The organism is Desulfurobacterium indicum (assembly GCF_001968985.1).
Taxonomy (GTDB): Bacteria; Aquificota; Aquificia; order Desulfurobacteriales; family Desulfurobacteriaceae; genus Desulfurobacterium_A; species Desulfurobacterium_A indicum.
On the sequence record NZ_MOEN01000004.1, the window covers coordinates 24,821 to 46,991 of the forward strand.

Sequence of the window (22,171 nt, forward strand, 5' to 3'; positions counted from 1 at the left end):
ATTTTTACATCTTTCACCAAGCCTCATTTTAAATTAAAAAAGGAAAGAAGCCTGTTAAAATCATCCGAGGGATAAGATTCTACTATTTCACCAAGAATAGTTATCGCAAGCATAGCTTCGGCAACGACGGCTGCAGCAGGAACGGCACATATATCGGAACGTTCTATGGAAGCCTCATAGGGCTCAAGTGTCTTAAGATCAACACTCCTCAAAGGCTTGTAAAGTGTTGGGATAGGTTTCATCGCACATCTGACAACAACCGGCTCTCCGTTTGCCATTCCACCTTCTAATCCTCCTGCTCTGTTCGTTTCCCTGTAAAATCCTTTCTCCTTGGAATAAAATATCTCATCATGAACTCTGGAACCGGGCAATAAAGCACCTTTAAATCCGTAGCCTATCTCTACCCCTTTTATTGCCTGAATGCTCATCATTGCTCTTGCTATCTTTCCGTCAAGCCTTCTATCCCACTGAACGTATGTTCCGAGGCCAACAGGAACATTAACGGCAAAAACCTCAAAAATACCGCCAAGACTTTCTCCTTTTTCCCTCATATCATCTATGTAGTTTTTAAAAGTTTCTTCAAGAAGTTCATTTTTAACGGGAAGTCTTAATTCAGAACTTTCGGAATTTTCAAAACGCTCTTTGAGAGAGAGTTTTTCATAAAGTCTCACATCAACCTGTTTCTCTCCAATAGCAACAACATAACTTCCGATAAAAATTCCAAGATGTCTCAAGAGATCTTTACAAAGAGCACCGGCAGCTACTCTACCTGCCGTTTCTCTTGCACTTGAGCGTTCAAGAACATTTCGCACATCATCAAAACCATACTTAACAAAGCCTGTCAAATCTGCATGTCCGGGGCGAGGCTTTAAAACCTTCTTTTCTTCCGAAAGCTTCCCCGGTTCCGGTTTCATTATATCCATCCAGTTTTTATAATCCCTGTTCCAGACTGCCATTAAAATAGGGGAACCGAGAGTTTTACCAAGTCTTACACCTGATAAAAATTCAACCTTATCTTTTTCTATTTTCATTCTGCCGCCACGACCGTAACCACCTTGTCTTCTGGCAAGTTCACTATTTACAAAATCAAAATCAACAGGAAAATTCGCCGGAAAACCTTCTAAAAAAGCAAAAATACCTTTCCCATGAGACTCACCTGCCGTAAAAAACCTTAAAGCCACGCTACCTCCCGATAAAAAACTTTTTTCAAAATGGAATTATGTCAAATATAACTTGAATTCTAAACCTTCATATCCTATCATTTCTAATTAAAGGTCCCATTGCGGGCGTAGCTCAGCTGGCAGAGCATCAGCTTCCCAAGCTGAGGGTCGCGGGTTCAAATCCCGTCGCCCGCTCCATAAACCATACCAGGCGGAAACCAAATTGGAAAAGGAAACAATCTTAAAAGATAAATATGCAAAGCTTGATGTCTTAGCCTTAACTATCTCTATTTTTATACATATTTTTGCCCTTAGCATACTCCACATAAAAAACAGTATTTTGAAAACAAAGGAATTTGAAGTTATAGACTTCAACGCTTTCAGCCTGGATACCGAAGTTGACTCTAACTTGATCGCACTTAAAAGCAATCCCGGAAAATCAACGTCCCTCTCCAGTGCAGATATGAGGGTGGAGATACCCTCAGGAATGATTGTTAAAAACAACAGTAGGGGAAGTTCTGGAAAAACAATTATTCCCAAAGCTGTCAAATCGGGGGGAGAAAAAGCATTACTAACTATAAAAACAGGAAGGAAAAACTCTCCGACATCAAAAAGGACAAACAGCCACTCCCTTGGAAATGTAGGATACACACTATCAATTTCAGATAGTACGAGTGGAAGCGGAAAAGGCTCCTTCTCCGACCTGAAAGTAAAAGGCTCTCCAATAGCACCTTACGCACTGAAAATTAAAAAAATCATAATGAACAATTGGAAAAATCCATATGCAGGAACAAACAAAGATTTGACAGTAGAAGTGTCTTTCACAATAAATAAAGAAGGAAAAATGACTTCTTTCAATATTGAAAGACTATCAAAAGACAGCCTGTTTAACGACGCGGCAATAAACGCCATATACAGTTCAGCCCCTTTCCCTCCAATACCAAAAAATATACCCATCGACAGTCTCACCTTAAAAGTAAGGTTTGAGGTAAAATAAAGTGAAGGAAACTTTTCTCACTCTTCTTTTGAATGGCTACTTCAAAACATTGAAAACAGAAATTCAACTTAACAAAGGAGCTATATTCCCTTCTCCTCAAAACCCGGGAATATATATGTTCTGGCACGGTAGAATGTTAATTCTCCCTTTTGCCTTTAAAGACAAAGGAAGTCTTGTAAAAGTTCTTATAAGCAGGCACAGAGATGGGGAGAAAATAGCACGGATAATACACAAGCTTGGATTTGGAACAGTAAGAGGTTCGACAGGGATCAGAAAGGGGGGAGACAAAGCTTTCAGAGAGTTAATCAAAGCTCTGCAAAATGGATACAGTATAGCAATAACACCAGACGGACCAAGAGGTCCAAAAGAGAAGTTAAAGCCGGGAGTGGCAAAACTGGCGATGTTATCGGGAATTCCAGTTTTCCCTGTTACTTTCTCCACAAACAGGGGCAAAAAACTCGATTCATGGGACAGTTTTTTAGTGCCATACCCCTTCTCAAAATGCAAAATCATAATAGACAAACCGCTTATCCCAAAAGAAAATGAAGATTTAAAAAGTTTCTCTAATAGGTTAGAATTAAGCTTAAAGAATCTTACACAACAGATTGACGGAGAGATGGGATGGAAAACTTAATAGCTGTAATGAGTGACTACGGACTTAAAGATACATACGTCGGAACTTTAAAAGCAACTCTTTATATGAACAATCCAGAAGCGCGCGTAGTTGACATTACTCATTATATAAGACCTTTTGATCTGGTAGACGCTGCAATCAAATTAAAATGGTCATACAAATATTTTCCATCAGGCACCGTTTTTTTAATAGCCGTTGATCCTGACCCATCAGCGGAGCTTTTGATAATATCAACGGAAAAATACTACATAGTAACACCTAACAATGGTATCCCGAGCTTGATGCTGGAAGAAGAACCTGCCGATTCTGTGTATGTAATTACGGCAGATCACTATTTCATAGAAGGAAAGGGGAATTTCAGAGGAAGAAACCAGCTTGCTCCGATAGCCGCTCAACTTGCGAAATTTCAATCTCCGTTTTATCTTGGAGACAGCAAAGATCTATCAATAATTAAAAGATTCAGAATTCCTTCTCCTAAAGAAATCGCTCCAGGAAAATTCGAATGTATAGTCATAGATGTTGATGGATTCGGTAATCTCATATTAAACATGGAAAGCACAGGACAACTACCATCAAAAGTAACGATAAACGGCGTTGAGATAACAAACGCGTCAGAAAATTTTGAAAACTATCAGAAAGGCGAATTTTTTGTATCGATAAACCCAGAAGGACACTATCAGATAATATCCTACATGGCATCTGCCGCAAGATTGCTAAAAGCAACCAGAGGAACAAAAGTAACAGTGGAGTTTTAAATGTGGGACAGTGTTTACGATGTAATAGTTGTAGGTGCAGGCCATGCAGGATGTGAAGCAGCACTTGCTGCGGCAAGAATGGGCTGCAAAACGGCATTGTTCACCATAAATGTTGACAAAATAGCCGAAATGTCCTGTAACCCGTCAATTGGCGGCGTGGCAAAAGGAACGGTGGTAAGAGAAATTGATGCCTTAGGTGGCGAAATGGCGAAAAATATTGACGCCACAGGTATTCAGTTTCGGATTCTCAACAAGAAAAAAGGACCTGCCGTCAGAGCTCCGAGGGCACAGGCAGACAAGGAAGCTTACCGTAAAAGAATGAGAATAGTTATAGAAAATACTGAAAACCTTGACATAATACAGCAAATAGTTGACGATATAATCGTTGAAAACCAAAAAGTAAAAGGTGTTTTAACACACATAGGAGCAAGATACGCAGCAAAGGCGGTGGTAGTTACAGCTGGAACGTTCTTAAAAGGAAAAATAATCATCGGATTTGAAGAATTTGAAGGCGGCAGAATGTGGGAACCGGCTGCCAACAAACTCTCCGATTTCTACATAAAGCACGGATTCCGTGTTGCAAGACTTAAAACTGGAACACCGACAAGGTTAGACGGTAGAACACTTGATTTCTCAAAAATGGAAGAGCAGCCGGGAGACGAGCCGCCACCGTTTTTTTCCTACTGGACAGAGCCAAGGGAAATCAAGCAGATACCCTGCTATATAACATATACAACACCTGAAACCCACGAAATCATAAGGAAAAACCTTCACCGTTCCCCCATGTACGGCGAAAAAAAATTAATAACAGGAACAGGCGTTAGATACTGTCCCTCAATAGAGGATAAAATTGTAAAGTTCCCCGACAGACAGAGACACCACGTTTTTGTCGAACCTGAGGGAAGAGACACCATAGAGTTTTATCCGAATGGAACATCAACAAGCCTCCCTTATGATGTTCAGGAAGCGATAATACACTCCATTCCAGGGCTTGAAAATGCAAAAATAATAAGACCCGCCTACGGTATAGAGTATGATTTCATAGACCCGACACATCTATATCCGACACTTGAAACTAAAATAATCAAAGGACTTTTCAACGCAGGGCAGGTCAACGGAACAACAGGTTATGAAGAGGCAGCAGGACAGGGCATTGTTGCTGGCATCAATGCGGCGTTGCTTGCAAAGGGAAGCGACGAAAAGTTTATTTTAGAAAGAGACGAAGCCTACATCGGCGTTATGATAGATGACCTTGTAAACAAAGGTGTAAGAGAACCCTACAGACTTTTTACCTCAAGGGCAGAATACAGGCTGCTCTTAAGATACGACAACGCAGATTTAAGACTGGCAAAATACGGTTATAAATTTGGTTTGATAACGGAAAAACAGTATGAGAAAGTAAAGAAAAAGTATGAAACAGTCAAAATCTTTATAGAAAAACTGAGAGAACTAAAAGTTAAACCGGAAAAAATAAACCTGATACTGGAAAAAGAAGGAACAACACCTATAAAAGAAACAACAAGCTGCTACGACCTATTAAAAAGACCGGAAGTCAAACTTTCATCACTTTTAAAAGTTGTCAAGCTTCCAGAAGTTGAAAGCATAGATAAAAAAACACTCAAAGAAGCACTGGAAGAAACTGAAATAGAGATAAAATACGAAGGTTACATAAAAAGACAGCTTGAGGATATTAAAAAATTCAGAAAGTTAGAAAACATAAAAATACCGGAAGATTTTGACTATGACTCCGTTCCCATATCAACAGAGGAAAAGCAGAAACTTAAAGAAGCAAAACCCCTCACTCTAGGACAGGCATCAAGACTTGAAGGTATAAGACCTGCATCCATATCCATTCTTTCTGTTTACATAAACAGATGGAAGTCCCGTAAAGAGGAAAAAAGTGATTAAGGACCTCTGCACCCTTAACAGCATAAGCCTGCTAGATGAAGCTTTTGAAAAGCTTGAAATTTACAAATCCCTCTTAAAAAAATGGGGGAAAAGGATAAACATAACATCCATACTAAAAGACGAAGAGATTGAGAAAAAGCATTTTTTTGATTCATTGACAGGAATCAAGGCTTTTGAAAAAGCTGGAATTAACTTGAAAGGTAAGCACATAGCTGACATAGGCTCCGGAGGCGGTTTTCCGGGAATGGTACTTGCCGTCGCACTTCCGGAAACAAATTTCACCCTCGTAGAACCAAGACACAAAAGATGCATTTTTCTGGAACAGGTGAAAAGAACTCTGAAACTTAACAACGTCTCAATAGAATGTAGAAGAATCGAAGAGGTGAAAGAGAAAGACTTTGATATTCTAACAATGAGAGCTGTAGAAGATCCGAAAAGTGCAGTAAAGATAACAAAGCCTTTTCTTAAAAATGGAGCAACATTATGTATTTATCGTGGAAAAGAGCCGTTTACAGATGAAATTCCCGGTTTTACAATTGAAATGATAAATCTTGACCTTAAAGGAGTAAACTTTAAACGACACTTTCTCTTTATAAGAAAGGAGGTAAACGTTGGAACCTGAAATCATCGGAGAAAGAATTGTCCTTAAACTCGAAAACGAAGAAGCGTTTGTTAAATTTAAAATCGAACAGAACATAATAATGGTAACCACAACCTACGTCCCCGAATCACAAAGAGGAAAAGGTATTGCAGGAAAGCTGAACGCAAAATTGGTAGAAATGGCTAAAGAAAAAGGAATGAAAATATATCCTCTGTGTGAATATACAAGAAAATACCTTGAACGCAAACAATTCCATGATTTAATACATGAATAACGCAAACAATAATCATTTGCACTTGACTATTTAGAAGAAATGTATTACTTTGATACACAACTGAACGAAGATTCAGAGGATAAGGTGAAAAGATGAGAAAAATTATTGCACTGCTACTTCTTTTAACAGCAAACGGTTACAGCATGACCATCACAGAACTGCAAGAAACTCTGAAAAATAACAACCTGGAAATCAAACAGTCCTTTAAAAATCTTGAATCTGTGAAATTTCAAAAAAAGGCAGATATTAGAAAGTTCTTCCCCATTTTAAACTTTCAAGCATCAGCTTCAAGGTTTTACCCATACACAACCACAATGGGGGAATCCTGGGAAAACGATTTTACTGCCGGCATAACTGCAACTGCAAATATCTGGAACTTTCAGACAAAAACAAAGGTAAACATTGACTCTGTTCAGATAAAAAGCCAGCAGTTAAACATAGATAAAACGTTTGAAGACATCTATCTACAAGGTATATCCTTCCTTATTCAACTGAAAGGAGCAGAAAAAACAATAGCACTAAGAAAAAAAGAACTAGAAAATGCAAAGAAAATATATAAAGTCGCGAAATCAAAATACGACCAGGGATTAGTTCTGATAACAGATGTTCTAAAAGCAAGAGCTAACATTGAAAAGACAAAGAGCAACCTGATCGCATCAGAAGGTGAAAAGGAGAAAATAGAAACAGCACTGCAAAATCTTTTAAACACGGACAAACCTGTAACAGCAGATGTGAAACTTTCTAACAACTTTACTATTCCATCTGCCAAAGAACTCGTAAAGGAAGCCCTGAAAAAACGAAAAGAGTTGGCAATCCAGAAATTAAAAATCAAAACCGCTGAACTAAACATTCAATCGGTAAAAGATACCAATAAACCATCAATAACGGCTTCTGCTTCATACTTCCGCGAAAGCTCTGACCTATCATTTAAAAATGAGAACTACAACCTCCAGCTAAGTCTGAACTGGAAAATTTTCGACTCATTTCAAACAAAATATGAAGCACTATCTGCAGAGAAAGAAAAAGAAATAGCTGAAATTGAACTAAAAAGGCTTGAAAATCAGATAAAAAAAGAAGTTCTAGACAGTTATACAGACTTCCAAATATCAAAGGCAAACCTTGAAAACGCAAAAAGTTACCTTGAATTTGCCAGAAAAACATTCGAAAGAACACTCAATGAATATGAACTTGGCGTTTCCGATCTTGTCTCCCTTCTATCGGCATATAACGAATATGTAAATGCAGAAGAAAACTATACAAACAACCTTGTCAACCTTAACATCGCATACTATAAACTACTAAAAAGCGCTGGAATGCTTGGAGGAACAAAGTGAAAAAACTAATAGCCCTGATAGGAATAATCATACTGATAGCAGCAGGAATGTTTTTTATCAAAAGAAGCAAAAGCAAAGAACTAATTCCTGTTAAAACGGTTAAAGTTAAAAGAGGCACTGTAAAAAACGTCGTTGAAGCATCTGGAATGATGAAACCTCAGGTAGGTGCTAAAGTTAAAGTAGGGGCGAGAATTTCAGGAACTGTTATAAAAGAAAACGTCAAAGTCGGAGATTTTGTTAAGAAAGGTGATCTCATAGCAGTAATAGACAACCGGGAATTAAGGGAAAACCTAAAGATAGCCGAAGCAAACCTTAAAGAAATTGAAAAAAACTATCCTAAAAAGATAAAAACTCAAGAGCTTGCCGTAAAAAGTGCACAGGCAAACCTAAAATCTGCAGAATTAAAGCTAAAGACAGAAAAAGCAAACTATGAACTTAAAAAGTGGGAATTTGAAAGACAGAAAAATCTCTTTAAAACGGGATATACGACAGAAAACGCATACAGACAGGCAAAAGCTGCCTTTGAAAATGCTCAAAACAGCCTGAAAGCCGCCGAAGAAGCTGTAAAACAGGCAAAGCTTGCCCTCGAAAAGGAAAGTGAAGCACTCTCACAGCTGAAAACAGAGTTTCAAGAAAAACTCAAGCAGGCAAAAGCCCAGTATGAACAGGCAAAAATAAGATTCTCTTATTCATATATTTATGCTCCTAAATCTGGTGTTATCTCTTACGTCTCCACACAAGAAGGGGAAACAGTAGTGGCAGGATTGAACGCACCGGAATTCGTAACAATCCTCGTGCCTGATAAACTTGAAAACTGGATATACGTAGATGAAACGGAGATAGGAAAGATAAAGAAGGGACAAAAAGTACAGTTTACCGTAGATACATACAGAAACAAAACATTTGAAGGGAAGGTTGTTGAAATATACCCTGAGCCGAAGGTTCTCAACAACGTTGTTTATTACATCGTCGTAGCAAGAGGCTTTAAAAAAGCGGCCCTCTTAAAACCTGATATGACAACCCACAACGAAATTATTATAGGTATTAAGAAAAACGTGCTGGTTGTTCCAAACAATGCCGTTAAATGGAAAAAAGGGAAATATGTAGTCTATAAAGTCGTTAACGGAAAAGTGAAAGAAGTTCCTGTGAAGGTAGGCTGGTCTGACGATAAATACATGGAAATCGTTAAAGGCCTGAAAGAAGGCGACACAATAGCACTCAAGGTAAAGGTGAAATAAATGGAACTCATTAAGCTTGAAAATATAACAAAAACTTTTTATCAGGGAGACATAGAAACAAAAGTCCTGAAAGGGATAAACCTTACAATTAATGAGGGAGATTTTGTCGCCATAATGGGGCCTTCCGGTTCTGGTAAATCAACTTTAATGTATATCATTGGATTTCTTGACAAACCTACCAGCGGAAAATACTATTTCCGTGGAGAAGATGTATCATCATTTGACGACGACAAAATATCAAGGCTAAGAGGAAGACATATAGGATTTGTTTTTCAATCCTTCTATCTCGTTCCTTATTTAAACGTGAAAGATAACGTACTCCTCCCCACCATATATCTGAAAGGCAATGAAAGAAAAGAGGTTTTTAAAAATACAACTCCAGAAAAAAGAGCAGAGGAAATACTAACACGACTCGGACTAAAAGAGAGAATCTCCTTCAGACCGGATCAGCTCTCCGGAGGACAGAAACAGAGAGTTGCCATAGCAAGGGCTCTAATCAATTCACCATCCTTAATCATAGCCGACGAACCGACAGGAGCCCTTGACCAGGCTTCAGGAAAAGCCGTAATGGAAATATTCACGGAGCTTAACAGAGAAGGAAAAACAATACTCATCGTTACCCACGACCCTGAAGTTGCCCGTTACGCCAAAAGAATCATAAGAATAAAAGATGGAGTGATTGAAGAGTGAACGGGCTTTACTTTAAAGATCTATTTTCGTCTCTATATCATAATAAGGTTAGAACGGCTTTTGCACTGCTCGGTATTGTAATGGGAGTAGCTTCATTGGTTTTAATCGTTGCGGCAATACAGGGAAGCACCTTAAGAGCAAGAAAAATAATACAGAAACTCGGTCCTGATTCAATATTTATTGTATCGGGAAAAATGGGAGCAGGCCCAAGACACAGAACTATGACGCTTACCATACAGGATGTAAAAGATATATCAAGACTGGAAGGTATATTTGCACTAACTTACGGACTGATTAAACCGGTAAGAATTTCTGCAGGAAAGTATGCCAAAACCACAACCAGCTTTGGAGTCGGCCCTAACTGGATAACCTCATGGGACTACCGTATGGACATAGGAAGGGACTTCACACCTAACGATTTTAAAAACTTTAGAAAGGTATGTATTGTCGGTTGGGACGTAGCAAACTTCCTGTTTCCAAACCAAAATCCCATAGGTAAAGTTATCATTGTTGAAAAAACTCCTTTCAGGATAATAGGTGTCTATAAAAGAAGAGGGAAAACTCCTCAAGGAAGAAACATGGATGACAGAATTTTCATACCTTATCCCATTTACAAAAAAGTCGTTTTTCCTCTCAAAGAAGACAACATATCTCTTATAAGGTTCCGCGTCCAGAATATGGACGAATATGATCTGATACTTAAAGAGACGAAACAGATACTATCAAAACGGCACGACATAAAGGAAGAACTAACCATTATAACGCCGTCTCTTGTAAAGAAAGTGCTTTCCATGATAAGTGCCAGTCTATCCATGTTTTTAGGACTTGCATCCGTTACAGCTTTGGTTGTCGGCGGATTTGTTCTTTCCAGTATTTTTTACATCAACATTTACGTAAGACAGTGGGAAATAGGATTGAGAAGGGCAATGGGAGCAACAAAAAGGGACATTCTCATAAGGATAATGGCAGAAAGCGTGGTAATAGCTATTATTGGAGCAATAATAGGAACAGCAATAGGGCTTATCGGTGTTAAAATAGTTTTACCCCTGCTTTCCATTCCAGTTGTTTATCCTGTCGAAGCCTTTATCCTTGCAGTTTTATTTTCCGTTGCCGTCGGATTGATAGCGTCATACGCACCGGCAAAAAAAGCAGCTGAATTTGAACCGGTAGAATCTTTAAGGTCAAAGGTTTAAGCGATGATAGAGATAGAGACGATACTTCACTACTTCGGAAGCAACAAAAAAAGAACAGTCCTGGCGGTTATAGGTGTTGCCATCGGTGTTTTTTCACTGGTGCTGATGATGGGAATAACTGGTGCCATGAAAAACAAGGTAAACGAATATCTGGGAGACCTTGGAAGTCAGGTTTTTGTCGTTATTCCCGGAGAAGTTAAAAACCTCGGCGGAAGACTGCTCCAGGTTAAATTTTTCCCGACACTTACGTTAAAAGATGCTAAAGCCATAAAAGAAAGATGTGTCCTCGTAAAAGAAACTTCTCCTATAAAAGAAGTTTATCCACCTGTTCATGCAAACGGCAAGTTTTCAACACCGAAAGTTCTGGGAGTTGATGAGAACTATGCAGAAATAACATCATCTTATCCTGCCGCTGGTAGATTTATAACAAAAGACGACGTGGAAGAATTTAGACAAGTTGCCGTTATCGGTGTTGAAGTGGCACAGGACCTTTTCGGTGAAAAGTATCCGGTCGGAAAAATACTCTACCTTTACAACGCTCCGTATAAAATTATCGGTGTTCTACCGCAAAAGGGAACTGATATCTCCGGCGAAAACCTGGATAACAGAGTTCTTGTTCCAATCAGCTGTGCAGTTAGAAGGCTGGAAAATGTCGATTACATAGACAGTATTTATGTTCTTCCAGTATCCGAAAAGGTCGTAAACGAAGCAATGAAAGAAGTTGCTTCGCTGCTTAAAAAAAGACATAAGAAAAAAGATTTCTCGATCAGCCGTTACGAAGATCTTGTAAACACTCAGAAGGAAGCGATGGAAATATTCTCCGTTCTCAGCGTAACAGTAGCAACAATTGCCTTCAGCGTCGGAGCTCTCGGAATACTTGCAGTCATGACATTATCAGTCTATGAAAGGCTTGTTGAAATCGGTATCAGAAGAGCTTTCGGAGCAACAAAACTGGACATCTTTAAGCAGTTTCTCTTAGAAGCAACCATACTTTCATTAAGCGGCTCAATTTCAGGTGCAGTGATAGCAACCGGACTTGTAAACATCATCGCCAAAATAGCAAAATGGCAACCTTACATTCCAATAAAGGGGATCTTCATATCAATAGCCCTGTCAATAATAGTAGGACTGATAGCAGGAGTTTATCCAGCAATGAGAGCTACATCCTTTGAGCCAAAGGAGATATTGAAAGATGCATGAAATAGTCGTTGAAATAGCAGGAGAGGAGAAAAAAATCCCCATAAAGAAACGCTCAATAAGAGTTGATTCTATTCTGGAAAAACTTTCCATATATCCGGAAACCGCTGTTGTCGTAAAAGGAAAAGAACTTCTGTGCGATGACGATAGAATAAATGCAGGAGAAAAGGTTAAAATAATTGTAGCTACTTCCAAAGGTTAAGGCGGTTTTAATGTTATGTAAAATCTGCAAAGCGAAAGGAAAAAGAGAGAAGGCAGTTATTTTCATACGACATCACAGATTAGCACTATGTAAAAAGCATTTTCTAGAATGGTTTCAAAAGCAAACACTTAAGACCATAAAACACTTCTCTATGTTCAAGAAAAATGAAAAAATAGGTGTCGCTGTTTCCGGCGGTAAAGACAGTTTATCCTTGTGGCAGCTATTAACAGAAGCTGGATTCGAAACTGTAGGCATTCACATATCCCTTGGAATAGATACAGAAGATTACTCAAAAAAGTCTCTTAACCTATGCCAAAAACTTGCAGAAAAAATAAACAAACCTCTCATTGTTTTTGATTTAAAGAAAGAATTTGAACATACCATAGAAGAGATAGCAAAACTTTCAGGAAGAAAAGATATCTGCTCCATATGCGGAACATTTAAAAGATATATCATGAATAAAGTGGCACTCAAAGAAAACCTATACGCAATAGCAACAGGACATAACCTCGATGATGAGTCCGCCGTTCTTCTTTCAAACACGATAAGATGGGAAATCGGATATCTCGGCAGACAGTATCCTGTTTTACACGAAAGGGAAGGATTTGCAAGAAAAGTAAAACCATTCTGCTTTTTAACAGAAAAAGAAATAGTAAGTTATGCAATTTTAAAAGGAATAGACTTTATGGAAACCGGATGTCCAAATGCAAAAATGGCAACATCTCCCGCATATAAGCAGGCTCTCGCATATCTTGAACATAAAATGCCAGGAACAAAACTGAGGTTTTACAAAGAGTTTTTGAAAAAAGCAAAACCGATATTTGAAAAAGAAACAAAAGAAGAATACGACCTCACACCTTGCAAAATATGCGGAATGCCAACAACCGCAGATATCTGCTCTGTTTGTAGAATTCTTGAAAAAATAAGAGGTGTAGATGCTTAAAGTGGGGAAAATTGAGTATATAAATGTTCTTCCTGTATATTTTGGATTCATCGACGGTGTCATTCCCTTCGAATACCAATTTAAAGAAGCAGTCCCATCTGCGTTAAACGAACTTTTAAGGGAAGGAAAAATAGACATAAGTCCCATATCTTCTTACGAATTCATAACAAACAGTGAAAAGTACTTCCTATTTCCCAATTTCTCTATATCTTCTTTTGGAGAGGTTAAAAGTGTTCTCTTCTTTTCAAAACTTCCGATTCATCAACTTCACAGGAAAGATGTATGGCTTACAAAAAGCTCAATGACATCAAGAGCTCTCATCGAATATCTCCTTAAAAACAGATATGGGGTAGAACCCAACTACTACTATTACAGCATGAAAGAAGGTAATCTTCCAAAAAGTGCAACGGCAGTTCTCGCAATCGGTGATGATGCGTTTAAATTCTTAAAAGACAAAAATTTCCGTTTTATATACGATCTCGGAGAAGAGTGGAAAAACATATACGATCTTCCTTTCGTTTTTGCAGTGTGGGCGGTAAGGCGCCAAACTGTTGAAAACCAGCCTTTATCCGTAAAAAAAATCTACAATAAATTTTTAGAATCTAAAAAATATGGGCTAAATCACTTAAAAAAAATAGCAGCAAGATACGCTCCCAGGGTCGGACTAACGGAAAAAGAGTGTATGGAATATTTTAAATGTCTAAATTACGATTTTACAAACCTTCATAAAAAAGCCATCAACAAGTTCGCACAGTTATTAGGTTTTGACATAAAGGTAGAAAAATTTCTACTTTCTATGTGAAACTCCTATATTTTCCTTTAACAACTATCTACGGAGAAACACATGCACATAGACTTTTTCAAGCTCTACCTTATGATTATCTCTTCAATTACATTTGGTTATCTGATAGCAGCCATAAGTGTAGAAACAGGTTTTATAAACTGGCTCGGTCTCAAAACGGTAAAATTTTCCAAACTTGGGATTCATCCTCTTTTATCACCAATACCTGTATTATATCTTGTAAGTCCAAGGGCAGCTCACCTCCACGCTTCCGAGTTATTAAAAAAAGGAAAAATAAAACCAAAAGATATCTATATTGCAGCAGCTGCATCAAACTTTCCAATGAGAATAACATTCCTCTATAGATACTACTTCCCTGTTTTAATTCCTTTAATAGGTTATCTTGCAGTTTATTACGGCCTTTTAAGACTTGCTTTTGACACAATTATCTTAATTGCAGTTCTTATAATAGGAAAAAGACTTTACAAAAACACAAAACATTCTGATGAAAAGATAGAAAAAGTTAATATTATATTCAATTTTCAAACTCTAAAAAAAGGAGTGATAAATGGCATTAAAGAGAGCCTTAAGTTTATAGTAAAGTTCTCTCCTTTATTCATTTTTATAATTTATTTAATCAGTAAAGGAATAATGGCAAAAATGCTAACTGTAATGTCTCCTGTGTTAAAGTGGATAGGACTTGATGACCTTGAAGCAACTTATGTTGCAACTGCTGCAATAAGTCCACCTGTAGCTTATGGACTTATTAAAATAATGCTTGCAAAACACTATCCAACAACAAAAATCCTCGGCACAATGTTTTTAGGCAACGCTATTTTTACATTCTTAAGAGCATGGTGGGCTTATGTTCTCCCATACTATTACGGATTATACCCTTTAAACGTAACTTTTATGTTAATCTCCATACAAAGCTTTATGCCTGCAACGTATAATCTGCTAATGGGCATACTACTTTCAAGGATTTAAAATAAAAATCCATCAGAATTCAGCTCCAAATCAAATAACTTGTGAAATATAAAAAACTAATTAACCTTATCTTTATCAATAAGAAAAATTCCTTTCATTTTTGATTCACCTTCTACCTGAATAAATCTACCGTTATCCCTAATGAACTCTAAAGCTTTACCAAAATAATTAGTATCCTTTAGCCTCTTACTGTTACCGACCATAATAAAAAGATGCTTTGCCCTGGAAATGGCAACATTAAGTAGGTTAGGTTTAGCATCTATAAAAGTTGTACTATCATTTTTCTGAACCACAGTTGACATTATAACTACCGGGGCTTCCTGTCCCTGAAATTTATGAACGGTTCCTATCTTTTTGGACTCCAACAACCCCTTTAACTCTTTCTGAAGTAACTTTTCTTGTTTTACAAACGGTGTTATTACTATTATTTTATCATTGGAATATCCTGTATTTATTAGTTCTTCTACCAAGCACTTTACCACTTTTGCCTCAATTAAGTTGGTATTTTTTTCTGTAGATTTCCCTTTGAGAACATCTACGAAAACCAAATGACTCCCGCCCACTTTGTTTAATCTTTCCAAATCCTTACCTTTAAGTGATGGAGTCGCTATCTCCAGCCGTTCGTAACCCGCTACAACCTTGAAGAGCTTAGCGATAGGTTCCTGGCATCTGCGGTGTGCATCTAGAAAACATGCTTCACCAAAGTCGTCGTAGTCACCGGTTTCGCAGCGGGCAGTTCGGTGATAGGTTGACGTTCTGGCCGGTGAATAGCGATTTATGAATTCTATATTGTCGTTATAGAAGGTTTTATGAAAACGCTCAATCTCATCCTCGGGAACCGCAACCACGGGTTCCAATTGTAAAGGATCGCCTACCGAAATAACCTTTTCGGAAAAGTATACAGATGGATAACTCAAGTGTGGTAAAGCCATTGCCGCCTCGTCTACATAAAGAATGTGTATAGGTTTATAGAACTCCTTTTTAAGAAGGTCTTTAACTTTTTCGAATATATAGGGCGCAGAATGAAGGCTGGAAAAGTGCACGGGATAAACCAGAGAGAGATATCGGTAAAATTTTTCTATTCCCAAATCTTTTACTATTTCTCTACCTTTGCTTACGTCGTCTTTGTTGCCCATCAGTAATTTAAAAGCATCCAAGGCCTTTAGAATGTCTTCTTTTTGTCTTAATGCTTCAAGGTATAAAAACCTAGAGGCTAAGACAAAGAGCTTTCTATTTGTTTCAACGGTTAGTAACTTCCAAAGTTTTAAAAAATCCAATTGACCATTAAATTGACCATTAATGAGTTCACTTGCATTTAACTGTAAGTTTAATCCCTTTTCTTTTAAAGTTTCCTCTATTTGGTCTTTCTTAATTGTCAGTTTTTCGGTAAGTTCTAACTTTTCCCGTCGTAAATCAACGATCTGTTCTATAACCGGCAAATTATTTAAATAGATATCATCTGGTTTTTCTTCTAAAAGACGTTTCGCCTCTAGATGTAGATTTTTCAACTTTTTAAGATTTTGAAGAGCCTTTTTGGCATCGAGTTCAAAATTTACACCTAAGACATTTAACACTTTTTGATTTTTAATCAAAAACTTTTCGATCTCTTTCTTTTCTCTTTTTAGGAAGAGATCCATAATTCTGTCAACTATATTACGTTTTTGCAAATATTGTTCCAATTCAATCACACTTTTTATGAAATCTTTATTCATTAGTAAGGGTAAATTTTTAAAATCAAATCCAATTGAATTGAGATCCTCAAGCCACCTCCTTGTTTTCTCAATATTTTCCTCCAAATCTTTTAAGTCCTCATTGACCAAATTGGAGAAAGCAGATGGGCGTTTTGATATTTCATTTAGCCTTGTTTCGACTTCGTCAAGGTGTTGCTCTAACTTCCGTATCTCTTCAATCTTTTCTATAAGAAACTTTAAAGTTTCCGCGGTTTTATCTAGTGAAGAATAGAGCTTTAACAACTCTCGTTTGGTATTTTCGTACTCCTCACCGTTAAATTGATCTTTTTTTAATCGCTCTGCCAGGTTTTCAACCCTCTCCAATGATTTTTGTATGTTTTTCTTTTTTCCACCAACGAAATAAAAACCGTATCCTTCCGCATAAAGTGGAATTTCCTTAAATTCTTTTGGTATTTCTTTCTTGCCATCCGTTTGTGTCAGTTCAAACTCCCTGGCGGCGTTTTCAACAGCTTTATTTGCCGTAGATGCTACCAATATAAGTGCGGAAAAATCTTTTTCATCTTTTACTATGCTTATGGCCCTTTCCACCAAGGTTGAGGCTATAATCGCCATCAGAACGGTGGTTTTTCCCGTTCCCGGAGGACCTTGAACCGCTATCAGATTTTCTCCCTCTGCCTTCTTCTGAAGTAAAAGAGCCTGACCCCTGCTCAGCTCAAATTTATGAAAGGTTCCAAACCAAGGAACGGAGCTCGGTTCGTTGTATTTGTCAAAACCTACGGTTTGCTCTCCGAAAAAATATCTGTGTGCTGCTGAATTTTCCTTCGGTTGAGGGAAATCGCTAACCAAATCTTTTAATATCGTTTCCACCTTTTGCCCTTCGAAGTATTCGAAGTCTCTTGTTTTATCGGTGGTAATTACAAAATCAAAAGATGCTAGCTCATACGTACTTTTTTTAATTTTTCCTCCTAACCAATTTTTAAATTCTTTGTAAACTCCCTCAAAAGTATCAGCATCTGAAGTTCTCATTCCAGACAGAGAAAGAAAATCTTTTAACAAACTTAACAAAGGTTTTTTAGTTAATTCGTCAATTTCCTGTGGTTCAAAATTGAGAGCTCTGACCAAAACCGGTTTTGCAACAAAAAAATCGCTAAATGATTCTGTATCAATTTCTATTTTCTCTATCTCTTTATCAGCATCTTTCTTAATTATAAATAGCGGTAAATAGGTCTCTTCACCATTTCTTTTTCTTTTCAGAACAGGAAAACCTAAATAAATCTGACTTCCTTCGTTTAAAGTTTTCTTAAGTTCATCTGGTATAAAAATTGTTAATTTATTGCCTTCAACTTTTATTCTATTATTACTTTCAATCCCTATTCCACTGCTTAAGGTTGCTCTTTTATAATCATCAAATCCTTCAGCTTTTATCTTTAAATTGTGTAACTTTTCCAATTCTAAATATTCCAACCATGATTTCAAAATCTCTTTATATTGCACCACTTTTATCCTTAAATTTAGTTTTAAGCAAGAAGATTTTTATCTTTACATCATTTTTCCTACCTAATTTTTCCCCTACCTAGTTAATGTTTTCTTATTGTACCAAAAATATTCTTCAGCAAATTTACAGGTAGTGTACGATATTTTGTATAAGCTGGAGGAATGAAGTAACCTATTGGGAACACTCCACAAATACCAACTCCGAAAGGAGAAAAATGGAACTGCAAAAGATTTTACTAAACCTTATTAAAGAGTATGGTAAAGTAAACCTTAGAGCCAATTATAATAGATGAAAGAGAAGTGTTCCTTAAAGAATATGGAAAGACAAAAAAAGAGATTCAGGAAATGTTCTTTAGTAAATGCCCCTAAATGGCTTACATAAAATCATTAACACTTTTGAAAACACGATGGGGAACATGCAATCCAAAAGCAAAGCGAATATGGCTAAATTTAGAACTTATCAAAAAACCAACAGAATGCCTTGAATATGTAATACTACACGAACTTGCCCACTTTATAGAAAGACACCACAACAAAAACTTCAAGGCAATCCTTGATAAATATATGCCTAACTGGAAAATTACCAAAGATAAACTAAATAAGCTTAATTTATAAAAAGGGGAGGCTTCTCCCCTTTCTTTTTAAACCAGATCAAGCTCCATAACTTTTGTCCAAGTCTTAACAAAATCCTTTACAAATTTTTCCCTGTTATCATCTTGAGCATAAAACTCTGCCTGAGCTCTAAGTTCAGAATTTGAACCAAAAATTAAATCCACCCTTGTTCCAACATATAACTCATCACCTGTTTTTCTATCGTACCCTCGAAAAATATCCCTTCCATTAATTTTATCAGGTTTCCACTCTATACCCATGTCAAGAAGATTAACAAAAAAGTCATTTGTTAATACACCCACTCTATCAGTAAAGACACCATAATTAGTTCCACCATAATTAGCACCAAGAACTCTTAAACCACCTATCAAAACAGTCATTTCAGGAACTGTCAGCTTTAGCATAGAAGCCTTATCAACCAAAACATACTCTTCTACTTCTGCAAGATCACTACCTTCTTTTAGGTAATTTCTAAATCCATCAGCTTCAGGCTCCATAACAGTATACGCAATAGTATCAATCATCTCTTGAGTAGTATCATTTCTTCCAGGCCTAAAAGGAACTTTAATATTGTAACCTGCATCCTTAATTGATTTCTCAAGAGCTGCAACACCACCAAGCACAATTAAATCTGCAAGAGAAACTTTCTTATTACCTTCTTGTGAAGAGTTAAATTCTTCTCTTATCCTCTTTAAAGTATCAATAACTTCTGGAACATATGTTGAGTGAATTTCCCAATCTATTAACGGCTTAAAAGCAATCCTTCCACCATTTATACCACCTCTTTTATCTGAATCTCTATATGTAGAAGCTAAAGACCAAGCTGTATATATTAGTTCTGAAACAGTCAACCCACAGCTTAAAATCTCTTTTTTTAAGTTTTCAATATCCTCTTCATCTATCAATTGATAGTCAATCGGAGGAACAGGATCCTGCCACACAAAATCTTCTTCAGGAATTTCTGGTCCAAGATATCTTGACTTTGGACCCAAGTCTCTATGTGTTAACTTAAACCATGCTTTCGCAAAAGCTTCCTCTAAAAGTTCAGGATTTTCAAGAAATCTTTTTGAAATTTTTGCAAACTCTGGATCCATTTTTAAAGCTAAATCGGTAGTAAGCATTATAGGAGCATGCTTCTTTCCTTTTATATGTGCATCAGGAACCATATCTTCTTCATCAGGATTTATAGCAACCCACTGCCAAGCTCCTGCAGGACTCTTTTCTAAATTCCATTCATACTTGAAAAGGACTCTTAAAAAACTATTATCCCATTTAATAGGAGTAGGTGTCCATGCACCTTCAAGGCCACTTGTTATTGTGTCAGGTCCTTTTCCAGTCTTATAGCCATTCTTCCAACCTAATCCTTGTTCTTCAATAGGTGCTGCTTCAGGCTCTGGTCCAAGATACTTAGAAGGATCCGCAGCACCGTGACATTTTCCAAATGTATGCCCTCCTGCTATAAGAGCTACTGTTTCCTCATCGGTCATTCCCATTTTTCTAAAACTTTCTCTTATATCTTGTGCAGCAGCAAGAACATTTGGTTCTCCATCAGGCCCTTCAGGATTTACATAAATTAAACCCATCTGAACTGCTGCAAGTGGCCCTTTTATCTTTCTATCCTCTGTTCTTCTCATATCTGCAAGCCACTCTGTTTCAGGCCCCCAATAGGTTCCAATATCCGCTTCCCAGTTATCTTCTCTTCCTGCACCAAAGCCTAAAGTTTTAAAACCCATATCTTCAAGAGCAACGTTTCCAGCAAGAATAAAAAGATCAGCCCATGAAATTTTATTTCCGTATTTCTTTTTTATTGGCCACAGTAACCTTCTTGCTTTATCAAGATTAGCATTATCAGGCCAACTATTCTCAGGAGCAAGTCTTTGGTTACCTCCACTTGCACCACCTTTTCCATCAATTAGTCTATAAGTTCCAGCACTATGCCATGCAAGACGTATAAAGAATGGACCGTAGTGACCATAATCAGCAGGCCACCATTCCTGAGACTCTCTCATCAATTTTCTTAAATCTTCCTTAAGAGCAAAATAATCAAGTTTTGAGAATTCTTCTTTATAGCTAAAATTGGAATCATAAGGAACAAGATAAGGGTTATTTTTCTGCAAAATTTTAAGATTTAATCTATCCGGCCACCATTTTGCAATTATATTTCCACCCTCTTTCACAAAGTTAAAATCTTCTTTTGAAAACCTAAACGATTGTCTTCCCATAAAAGCCTCCTCATAGCAAAATTTTAATCTTCTGGAACAAAAGCATTTTTAGGCGCCCCACAAACAGGACAAACCCAATTGTCAGGTAACTCTTCAAATGGAGTGTTAGAAGAAACACCATTAGATGGATCACCTTTTTCAGGGTTATAGACATACCCACAAACAGAACAGATATACTTCTTCATTTTCAGCCTCCTTTATTGATAATGATTAACGTTCTCAATTTAAAGTATAAAAAATTTCTAATTTTGTCAAGCAATTTATTTAGAACATTTAAAAGTAGAAAAGTAAAGTAACTTCATTCCTTCTAAAACCTTAAGTTTACATACACTCTCTTTCCTTTTACCTTCTATTAAAAATTCTCCTTTCTTTAATGTTATTTCCTTTTTCCCACTTTTTAATTCTTTGTATGTTTTAGAAAGTAAAGGCACTAAACTATCAGGAACTGTCTCATTTGTTGAAGATATACTCTCCTTAATTTCTCCTTTACAGACTTTATAGTTCATAACAGAAGCACCCTTTTTTCCCCACTCTGTTCTTATTACAGATACAAATTGGCAACCATCAGATGTTTCTCTATTAAATATTCCATACCTTGTTATATAACCTACTTCATCTGTTAAATCTTTCTTTTTCATAGCAACTATCAACGCTACAGCAGCATCACCTCTTAAATCAAAAGGAGTGGACTTAATCTCAGTTTTAGACACTTTACTTACACCTAAACTGACACTCTTCACAGAAACAGTTCCACAGGAAGAAACAGCGATTAACAAAAAGAAATATAACAGTTTTCTTACATTTGACATGGCATCTCTCCGAAGAATAAATTATTGTAATGATATCACTTCAAAACCGGAATGGTAGGATATGGAGAGAGAAAAGCAGAGAAAACTGAAATTATGGCTGATGGAGCTCAAAAACTTTATTAATCGAACAGAAAACACAATAATAGTAGTCGAAGGAAAAAGGGATAAAATAGCCCTTAAAAAATTCGGAATAGACAGAGTTTATCCGCTTAAAGGAAAGGGATTTCATGATTTTGCCCAGATACTCAGCGACGAAATTAAACCTCAATCAATAATTCTAATAACAGATTTTGATCCGGAAGGAGAAATTATTTTTCAAAAATTACAGAAAATATTTTCCAGATATAATCTCCCTATCGACACATCTTTCAGGGAAGAACTTAGAAAAACAGGAATTAAGTTTGTTGAAGAAATTCCAAAAAGAATTTTCAAATAGGGGAAGAGCCTCC

Annotated in this window: 21 protein-coding genes, 1 tRNA gene and 1 pseudogene; 18 read left to right on the plus strand and 5 right to left on the minus strand. The window is 36.9% G+C overall.

Translation table 11 applies throughout. The annotated features are described in order from the left end of the window. Positions 1-23: 23 nt before the first annotated feature. On the minus strand, positions 24-1,181 hold the full coding sequence (aroC, locus tag BLW93_RS01725; RefSeq protein WP_076712393.1) for a chorismate synthase: 1,158 nt from the start codon (positions 1,179-1,181) through the stop codon (positions 24-26). A 101-nt stretch (positions 1,182-1,282) separates the two neighbouring features. Here aroC and BLW93_RS01730 point away from each other — a divergent pair. The 16 genes from BLW93_RS01730 to BLW93_RS01805 all read left to right on the plus strand — a co-directional run bounded on the left by BLW93_RS01730 (position 1,283) and on the right by BLW93_RS01805 (position 14,894). Beyond that, positions 1,283-1,358: transfer RNA gene (locus BLW93_RS01730), tRNA-Gly, on the plus strand. A 25-nt stretch (positions 1,359-1,383) separates the two neighbouring features. Beyond that, positions 1,384-2,157, plus strand: a complete 774-nt coding sequence (locus BLW93_RS01735; protein ID WP_076712394.1) for an energy transducer TonB — start codon at positions 1,384-1,386, stop codon at positions 2,155-2,157. Between the two features lies 1 nt (position 2,158). After that, positions 2,159-2,791 carry a lysophospholipid acyltransferase family protein gene (locus tag BLW93_RS01740; RefSeq protein WP_076712395.1) on the plus strand — a complete coding sequence of 211 codons (633 nt, stop codon included), beginning with the start codon at positions 2,159-2,161 and terminating at the stop codon, positions 2,789-2,791. Further along, positions 2,779-3,546 (plus strand): SAM hydrolase/SAM-dependent halogenase family protein, encoded by a 768-nt coding sequence (locus BLW93_RS01745; RefSeq protein ID WP_076712396.1) that lies wholly within the window; start codon positions 2,779-2,781, stop codon positions 3,544-3,546. Before BLW93_RS01740 ends, BLW93_RS01745 begins: the two co-directional genes overlap by 13 nt. Then, complete coding sequence (gene mnmG / locus BLW93_RS01750) at positions 3,547-5,454, plus strand: tRNA uridine-5-carboxymethylaminomethyl(34) synthesis enzyme MnmG (RefSeq protein WP_076712397.1); 1,908 nt, start codon at positions 3,547-3,549, stop codon at positions 5,452-5,454. It abuts the gene before it with no gap. After that, entirely contained in the window at positions 5,447-6,076 is a 630-nt protein-coding gene (rsmG, locus tag BLW93_RS01755) for a 16S rRNA (guanine(527)-N(7))-methyltransferase RsmG (protein ID WP_076712398.1), read from the plus strand. Before mnmG ends, rsmG begins: the two co-directional genes overlap by 8 nt. Beyond that, the gene (locus BLW93_RS01760) at positions 6,066-6,329 is read left to right on the plus strand and encodes a GNAT family N-acetyltransferase (RefSeq protein WP_076712399.1); all 264 of its coding nucleotides are present in this window, start codon (positions 6,066-6,068) and stop codon (positions 6,327-6,329) included. The genes rsmG and BLW93_RS01760 overlap by 11 nt, the downstream gene beginning before the upstream one ends. Before the next feature lie 92 nt (positions 6,330-6,421). Next, positions 6,422-7,663: a TolC family protein gene (locus BLW93_RS01765; protein ID WP_076712400.1), complete on the plus strand. Its 1,242-nt coding sequence runs from the start codon at positions 6,422-6,424 to the stop codon at positions 7,661-7,663. Further along, the gene (locus BLW93_RS01770; RefSeq protein WP_076712401.1) at positions 7,660-8,901 is read left to right on the plus strand and encodes an efflux RND transporter periplasmic adaptor subunit; all 1,242 of its coding nucleotides are present in this window, start codon (positions 7,660-7,662) and stop codon (positions 8,899-8,901) included. Before BLW93_RS01765 ends, BLW93_RS01770 begins: the two co-directional genes overlap by 4 nt. Then, a complete protein-coding gene (locus tag BLW93_RS01775) occupies positions 8,902-9,591 on the plus strand; it encodes an ABC transporter ATP-binding protein (RefSeq protein WP_076712402.1) in 690 nt (229 codons plus the stop codon). Continuing rightward, the gene (locus BLW93_RS01780; RefSeq protein ID WP_076712403.1) at positions 9,588-10,784 is read left to right on the plus strand and encodes an ABC transporter permease; all 1,197 of its coding nucleotides are present in this window, start codon (positions 9,588-9,590) and stop codon (positions 10,782-10,784) included. The genes BLW93_RS01775 and BLW93_RS01780 overlap by 4 nt, the downstream gene beginning before the upstream one ends. A 3-nt stretch (positions 10,785-10,787) precedes the next feature. Beyond that, on the plus strand, positions 10,788-11,984 hold the full coding sequence (locus BLW93_RS01785) for an ABC transporter permease (protein WP_245791975.1): 1,197 nt from the start codon (positions 10,788-10,790) through the stop codon (positions 11,982-11,984). Beyond that, positions 11,977-12,183 (plus strand): ubiquitin family protein, encoded by a 207-nt coding sequence (locus BLW93_RS01790; protein WP_076712404.1) that lies wholly within the window; start codon positions 11,977-11,979, stop codon positions 12,181-12,183. Before BLW93_RS01785 ends, BLW93_RS01790 begins: the two co-directional genes overlap by 8 nt. A 10-nt stretch (positions 12,184-12,193) precedes the next feature. Further along, a complete protein-coding gene (locus tag BLW93_RS01795; protein ID WP_076712405.1) occupies positions 12,194-13,126 on the plus strand; it encodes a TIGR00269 family protein in 933 nt (310 codons plus the stop codon). Further along, the gene (locus BLW93_RS01800; protein ID WP_076712406.1) at positions 13,119-13,928 is read left to right on the plus strand and encodes a menaquinone biosynthetic enzyme MqnA/MqnD family protein; all 810 of its coding nucleotides are present in this window, start codon (positions 13,119-13,121) and stop codon (positions 13,926-13,928) included. The genes BLW93_RS01795 and BLW93_RS01800 overlap by 8 nt, the downstream gene beginning before the upstream one ends. 42 nt (positions 13,929-13,970) lie before the next feature. Next, positions 13,971-14,894, plus strand: a complete 924-nt coding sequence (locus BLW93_RS01805) for a hypothetical protein (RefSeq protein ID WP_245791976.1) — start codon at positions 13,971-13,973, stop codon at positions 14,892-14,894. Positions 14,895-14,950: 56 nt separating this feature from the next. Here the strand turns inward: BLW93_RS01805 and BLW93_RS01810 are convergent, their stop codons facing one another. Next, positions 14,951-18,049 (minus strand): AAA domain-containing protein, encoded by a 3,099-nt coding sequence (locus BLW93_RS01810; RefSeq protein WP_076712407.1) that lies wholly within the window; start codon positions 18,047-18,049, stop codon positions 14,951-14,953. A 426-nt stretch (positions 18,050-18,475) separates the two neighbouring features. Here BLW93_RS01810 and BLW93_RS01815 point away from each other — a divergent pair. Next, positions 18,476-18,694 (plus strand): annotated as a pseudogene (locus BLW93_RS01815) (M48 metallopeptidase family protein); the annotation flags it as partial. 26 nt (positions 18,695-18,720) lie between these two features. Here the strand turns inward: BLW93_RS01815 and katG are convergent. The 3 genes from katG to BLW93_RS01830 all read right to left on the minus strand — a co-directional run bounded on the left by katG (position 18,721) and on the right by BLW93_RS01830 (position 21,722). Beyond that, positions 18,721-20,913, minus strand: a complete 2,193-nt coding sequence (katG, locus tag BLW93_RS01820) for a catalase/peroxidase HPI (RefSeq protein WP_076712409.1) — start codon at positions 20,911-20,913, stop codon at positions 18,721-18,723. 23 nt (positions 20,914-20,936) lie between these two features. Then, positions 20,937-21,098 (minus strand): rubredoxin, encoded by a 162-nt coding sequence (rd, locus tag BLW93_RS01825; RefSeq protein WP_076712410.1) that lies wholly within the window; start codon positions 21,096-21,098, stop codon positions 20,937-20,939. 75 nt (positions 21,099-21,173) lie between these two features. After that, on the minus strand, positions 21,174-21,722 hold the full coding sequence (locus BLW93_RS01830; protein ID WP_076712411.1) for a hypothetical protein: 549 nt from the start codon (positions 21,720-21,722) through the stop codon (positions 21,174-21,176). Between the two features lie 61 nt (positions 21,723-21,783). Here BLW93_RS01830 and BLW93_RS01835 point away from each other — a divergent pair, with 61 nt between their 5' ends. After that, complete coding sequence (locus BLW93_RS01835; protein WP_076712412.1) at positions 21,784-22,158, plus strand: toprim domain-containing protein; 375 nt, start codon at positions 21,784-21,786, stop codon at positions 22,156-22,158. The last annotated feature ends 13 nt before the right edge of the window (positions 22,159-22,171 follow it).